Genomic DNA, 6673 nt, shown 5'->3' on the forward strand with positions numbered 1-6673 from the left:
GATGCACCGATAATAAAATTACTTCATCCATATATTTGTGCATGAATTGAGTTATTCTATCGGGTTTTCCGCCTACAGTAGTTTCCCATCGACAATCATCACTTGTTGCCATTAACCACGGAGTTTTTAACATCTCAGCTAATTTTTGTTGAAAATATCGAGTCAATCCTTTTGCTTCAAATTGAGAATCCTTAAATTGCTTATGCAAACATTTCTGTAGAATTAAAGCGCTTAAAGCCGCAGTTGTCATTCCTTGTGCATATACAGGATTAAAAGCGCAAACTGCATCCCCAATAATTATTAAACTGGATGGTAAACGCGCTAATTTGTCATAATGATGCCAGCAATTTTCTGTACGGCGATAACTGTAAACTTTAGAAATAGGTTTAGCATCTTTAATCGCATCATAAATGGCCGAATTACGTAGATTACGCGCACACTCCAAAAAACCGTTATTATCAGTAGGTGGATAGTCTTTAGCGATACCTGCCAAAGTTATAGCCCAACGATTGCCTTCTACAGGTACCAATACTCCCCCATGCTTTTTATGAGGAGGTTTGTAAAAAACTGCGATCGCTTTCCAATCTATTTCTAAATCTTGAGGAGGTTCATACCAACAGGTACTATATCCTAAAAACGAATTAATCACAGTTTTTTCCGGTAATTGATATCCCATCGACTTTAACCAATTAGATACTTGAGAATTACGTCCAGAAGCATCCACAACAAAATCTGCAATTAATTCTTCTTTATGCTCATAGGAATTACAAACCTTCACTCCCGTGACTTGAGAATTTTGACTATTACTTAATAATCCCTCCACTTGAGTTTTGTCCTGAAACTTAATATTTTCAAAACCTAAAAGACGACGACGCACCAACCATTCTAAAAATGCCCGACTAGCACTATGAGTAATTAAATCTGAGGCAATGCGCGGATGCCAACCCCAATAACTAAACATTGCATATTCCTTAGTCCAATTTATTTTAGGCGCACCAGCTTCACTTAATTCTGCATCTATCCCAGGGAATAGTTCTTCTAGAATTCTGTGTCCTTGAGCAAGCATTATATGAGCATGATTTGCTTGGGGAACACCCATACGAGTTTGCGGTAGAGAAGGTAAAGTATCGCGCTCTACTACAATAACTCGACCAAAATAATCTGCTAAAACCCTTGCACTAAGAAGTCCAGCCATGCTGCCACCGATAACTATAGCAGTATAATTATTAGTGTTGTGTTGCGATAGTGATGAGCGCATATTAATTTATTAACCGATTTTGTAACACTTACAATTTTATCTTTGTGATAATCTCTCGGTTTTAGAGAATTTTATCAAAATGAAGCTACAGATAGTGCTTTTTTATTCTTCCGGCAGCAAATCTTAATACCATTGTTAAAATCAATAAAATTGCAAAAGGTAAAGCGAAAAAATTTGATTTATAAGGATAATATGTTTTTCAACGCAAAGTAACACAGAGTTTTTAAATTTATATATTGAGTAACAAAGATGAATTTTTCTCACAACCCAAATTTACATATTACACGCCGTAAATTATTGCAAATTTCTGGTTTATCCAGCATCAGTTTACTTTTGGGTGGCTGCGGTAGTCCCCTATTTGAAGACGTGGTGGGTACGCTTTCCGAGCCGCTCAATCAAAAATTTCAAGCTTTATTATTAAAACCGCAAACGCTGGTACCGGAATTTTCTCCGAATCAAATAGAACCGGAAGCTTTGATTGTTAATACATATAGATTTACCCCAAATATCGACCAAGAAAAATATCGTTTAATTATTGATGGTGAGGTGGAAAATCCCTTAACTTTGAGCATGGAAGATATTAAAAACTTGCCGTTAACCTCTACAATTATTCGTCACGTATGTGTCGAAGGATGGGCTGCAATTGTGCAATGGGGTGGTATTCCTTTGCGGGAACTTGTGGCGATCGCACAACCCAAATCAACTGTTAAATATGCTTATTTCCTATCTGCCGATGGTTATTATTCTAGTTGGGACATCGCTTCAGCTTTACATCCACAAACATTGTTAGCTTATCAAAAAAACGGCGAATCTTTACCAGTTGACAACGGTGCGCCTTTACGCTTATCTTCCCCAATTAAACTTGGTTACAAACAAAGTAAATGGGTAACAAGAGTCACTTTAGTTAGTAATTTATTGCCCCGTCAAGGCTATTGGGAAGACCAAGGTTATGAATGGTTTGCGGGATTGTAAATACTAAACAGGGTAATATCACCGATACAAATTTAGGACTAGTAATTGTAAAACTGTATATAGATATGTACCAGAGTAAAATTACGATTTCCAAAAAAAATGGGGAAATTAAAAATTTTACATTTATTTGGCACAGATCAAGTATTTACAACTAGAGATAAATCATGACTAAGATTTTAGTAATCGAAGATGAAGAATCAGTACGCGAAAATATTTTAGATTTATTGGAAGCGGAAGATTTTGAAGCCATTGCTGCTCCCAACGGTAGATTAGGAGTTGATTTAGCAATTAATGAGTCACCAGATTTGATTTTGTGCGATTTGATGATGCCAGAAATCAACGGCTTTGCTGTTTTAGCCCTATTACGCGATAAATTTAGCACTTCTGCTATTCCATTTATCTTTTTAACTGCCCGCTCTGCAAAAGAAGATTTACGTCAAGGAATGGAATTAGGTGCTGATGATTATCTAACTAAGCCATTTACACGGGGAGAATTGTTAACTGCAATTTCTACCAGATTACAACGACAAGCGGCAATTATCAAAAATCCTGTTCCGTATGCAGAAGTGAAAGCATACCCGAAGGAAATGCGAATTATAGAAAATACTTTACGTCGTACTATCGAAGAAGGTAAATTTCGTGAATTTCAAACTTATTATCAACCTATTGTTAATATCAAATCTGGTGCGATGATTGCAGTTGAAAGTTTGATACGTTGGTGGAGTTCCAAGTTGGGTTTAGTTTCCCCTGCGGAGTTGATTCCTTTAGCGGAATCTACGGGTTTAATTATACCTTTAAGCGATTGGATCTTAGAAAGTGTTTGTAAACAAACACGGACTTGGTTAGATAATGGTTTAGATGCTTTACCAAACTGCGTCAATATATCCGCAAGTCAATATACTCAACCTAATTTCGTTGAAAAAGTTTCAAATTTACTATCAACTTATAATTTAGCACCACACTACTTAGAATTAGAATTTGCTGAAACCACAATGATGCAGGATATAAATAAAACTATTGATATCTTCCAACAATTAAAATCATTAGGTGTCAAAATTGCAATGGATGATTTTGGTACTGGTAGTTCGTCTTTAATTTATTTGAAACAAATACCGTTAGATATTCTCAAAATCGACAACTATTTTATACATAATGTCTCTGAAGATGGTCAGAAGTTAGCAATCACTAAATCTTTAATTCAAATGGGACAAAATCTCAATTTGAAGGTTGTCGCAGAGGGAGTAGAAACCGTTAGCGAACTCAAGATTTTGCGCGATCTTAGATGCGATGCGATGCAAGGTTTTCTGTTTACTCAACCTCTACCAAGTTCTGATTTTGAACAAATGTTAGCCAGTAAGCAAAGGTTGCATATTTAAGCTCAAATTCTTTAATTTTTTTATCCTTTTAGGGTGCTAACTCCCAACCAAACCAGTTAATAATCATCAGTTTTTTAAGAATATTTTTAAAACCTATATGTTAAGTTAGATCGCAACAAAGCTCAAACTTGCGAAAATAATTACACACAAAAATCCCCCAGTATCGCTACCGGGGGTTAAAAGAGTTGTTACCATTTCATACAACGTTTGCCTTTTGATATTCTCTACATTCCCCTGCGTATATCTACTTCCTTCCCGGAACGGGCTTAAAACCCGTTCATTGAGAAGATAAGAGTAGATTTGCGTTTGAAAAAGGGGCGTTATCCGAATGCTACCACCAAAATAGGTCTTGGTATAACTTTTAGCTGACATTTGCCAACTCTAATGCGGTTTTTTCGGTTTTAACAACTCTGACTTTACCATCGTCGTCAACGTCTACAACCGCTGTATCACCTTGGGTAATTTGACCTGAGAGCATTGCTTCTGCTAGGGAATCTTCTAAAAGATTCATGATTGCTCTACGTAATGGTCTAGCACCGTAGCTGGGGTTGTATCCTTGCTGCACTACTAGATCTTTGAAGCTTTCGCTCATTTGCAAGCTAATTTCTTTCTCAGCTAAGCGACTAGTAACTTCTTTGAGCAAGATTTCGGCGATTTCTTTGATCTCATCTTTCTTAAGCTGCGTAAAGACGATAATTTCATCAAGACGGTTAAGGAACTCCGGACGGAAGTAGTTTTTGAGTTCTTCGTTAACCAGCGTTTTGATGCGATTGTAGTTAGCTTCTGCTTCGTTTTCTAGATCGAAGCCTAAACCACCACCACCTTTTTCAATAACTCGCGAGCCAATATTAGAAGTCAAGATAATCAAAGTATTCTTGAAGTCTACTTTGCGACCTTTAGCATCGGTCAGATGACCGTCATCCAACATTTGCAGCAGCATATTGAAAATATCGGGGTGCGCTTTTTCGATTTCGTCGAAAAGTATTACCGTATAAGGCTTGCGACGCACAGCTTCGGTTAATTGTCCGCCTTCATCGTATCCGACAAAACCTGGAGGTGAACCAATCAGTTTGCTAACGGTGTGACGTTCCATGTATTCGGACATATCCAAGCGAATCATTGATTCTTCAGAACCGAAGAAGTAGGAAGCCAAGGATTTCGCTAATTCTGTTTTACCAACTCCCGTAGGACCGGAGAAAATAAAGCTGGCAATCGGACGGTTGGGATTCTTTAAACCAACACGAGCGCGACGAATTGCTTTTGATACTGCGGTTACTGCTTGCTCTTGTCCGATCAACCTTTGGTGAAGGGTATCTTCTAAATGCAGCAATACCTCAGACTCGGATTCGGTGAGTTTATTAACAGGTACACCAGTCCAAGAAGAGACGATTTGAGCAATATCTTCTTCGTCAACTACAGGTCTATTGACAGCAACGCCTGCTTGTGCTTCTTGTAGCTGTACTTCTAGCTCTAACTCTTTGTCACGGAGTTCGGCAGCTCTGTCAAAATCCTGCAATTTAACCGCTTCGTTTTTCTGCTTGGCAGCTGCCACAATTTGGCGTTTCAAGTCCCGATGCTCTGAAATCATCGAGTTACGCAAACGCACTCTTGAACCAGCTTCATCTATCAAATCGATCGCCTTATCTGGTAAAAAGCGATCTGAGATGTAGCGATCGGCAAGCTCAGCGGCTGCAACCAATGCATCATCGGATATGGTTAAGTTGTGATGCTGTTCGTAAGCACCGCGCAAACCCTGTAAAATTTCCACAGTTTCTGGTACAGAAGGTTCGCCAATCTTGATTGGCTGGAAACGGCGTTCTAAAGCCGCGTCGCGCTCGATGTGCTTGCGGTATTCATCTAATGTGGTCGCTCCAATGCACTGAAGTTCGCCTCTAGCTAATGCTGGCTTGAGAATATTAGCGGCATCCATACCACCTTCCATTCCACCTGCACCGACTAAAGTATGAATTTCATCGATCACAATGATGATATTTCCCGCAGAACGGATTTCCTCAATGATTTTCTTGATGCGTTCTTCAAAATCACCACGGAAACGAGTACCCGCGACTATTGAACCCATATCAAGACTGATAACTTGCTTGTCCTGCAAGATATCGGGTACATCCTGATTAAAAATTCGTTGCGCTAAACCTTCGGCGATCGCAGTTTTACCAACTCCAGGTTCGCCAATTAATACGGGGTTATTTTTAGTACGTCGTCCCAGAACTTGAACGGTACGCTCAATTTCTTTCTCGCGACCAATTACGGGGTCTAATTTACCTTCGGCAGCTAATCTAGTGAGATTTCTACCAAATTCTTCTAAAGTTGTCGATTGATTGCGTCTGGTACTACCGCCACCCATGCCAGCACCAACAGATGCAACTTCACCCAAACGGCGAATCACAGCAGTACGCAGCTGCTTCAAATCGACATCTAAATTTTGCAGTACTTTAGCCGCAACACCTTCGCCAGCTTCAGTTAAACCTAAAAGTAAGTGTTCCGTACCAATATAATTATGTCCTAGTGAACGAGCTTCCTTAAAAGACTGCTCGAATAGAGTTTTAACTTTAGGAGTAAAAGGAATTTCTGGTGGAACGAAACCAGAACCTCTGCCAATAATTTTTTCGACTTCGCGGCGTGCATCTCTGAGAGTCACACCCATATCCGTCAGCACTTTAGCAGCAACACCCGTTTCTTCTCCCAGCAACCCCAAGAGAATTTGTTCCGTGCCTACGAAATTGTGTCCCAGACGACGTGCCTCCTCCTGGGCGAGCATCACTACTTTAATTGCTTCGGAAGTAAAGTGTTCAAACATAATGGGTTCTTGCTTCCTCGCTGAACGGTTAACAGTGAAATCAAATTCACTTTTTTTCTGAACATTTGTCTACTTTTCTTAAGGATAATGTATCTTTATTTAACATTCACTGGCAGTGAGGAGAGCCGTAAGCTGTAGGGTGTAGTTGCCGTCCGTTTTAAGGGATGGGGAGATTTGAGGATGGGGAGATTAGGATATGGGGAGATTGGGGGATGGGGAGATTGGGGGATGGGGAGATTGGGGGATGGGGAG

General features: G+C 39.5%; 4 protein-coding genes. 2 read left to right on the forward strand and 2 right to left on the reverse strand.

Going from position 1 to position 6673, the window contains the following annotated elements; all coding sequences use genetic code 11:
• A partial coding sequence (locus VB797_RS09670; RefSeq protein ID WP_323237459.1) for an NAD(P)/FAD-dependent oxidoreductase occupies positions 1–1258 on the reverse strand: 1258 nt, incomplete at its 3' end.
• 249 nt (positions 1259–1507) lie between these two features.
• Here VB797_RS09670 and VB797_RS09675 point away from each other — a divergent pair.
• Together VB797_RS09675 and VB797_RS09680 are read left to right on the forward strand one after the other, a co-directional pair.
• Entirely contained in the window at positions 1508–2230 is a 723-nt protein-coding gene (locus tag VB797_RS09675) for a molybdopterin-dependent oxidoreductase (protein WP_323237460.1), read from the forward strand.
• Positions 2231–2394: 164 nt separating this feature from the next.
• Positions 2395–3606 (forward strand): EAL domain-containing response regulator, encoded by a 1212-nt coding sequence (locus VB797_RS09680; protein WP_323237461.1) that lies wholly within the window; start codon positions 2395–2397, stop codon positions 3604–3606.
• A gap of 361 nt (positions 3607–3967) precedes the next feature.
• Here VB797_RS09680 and VB797_RS09685 read toward each other — a convergent pair whose 3' ends face one another.
• Positions 3968–6421 (reverse strand): ATP-dependent Clp protease ATP-binding subunit, encoded by a 2454-nt coding sequence (locus tag VB797_RS09685; RefSeq protein ID WP_323237462.1) that lies wholly within the window; start codon positions 6419–6421, stop codon positions 3968–3970.
• Positions 6422–6673 lie beyond the last annotated feature (252 nt).

The sequence above is a fragment of the Rivularia sp. UHCC 0363 genome, from assembly GCF_034931125.1.
Taxonomy (GTDB): domain Bacteria; phylum Cyanobacteriota; class Cyanobacteriia; order Cyanobacteriales; family Nostocaceae; genus Rivularia.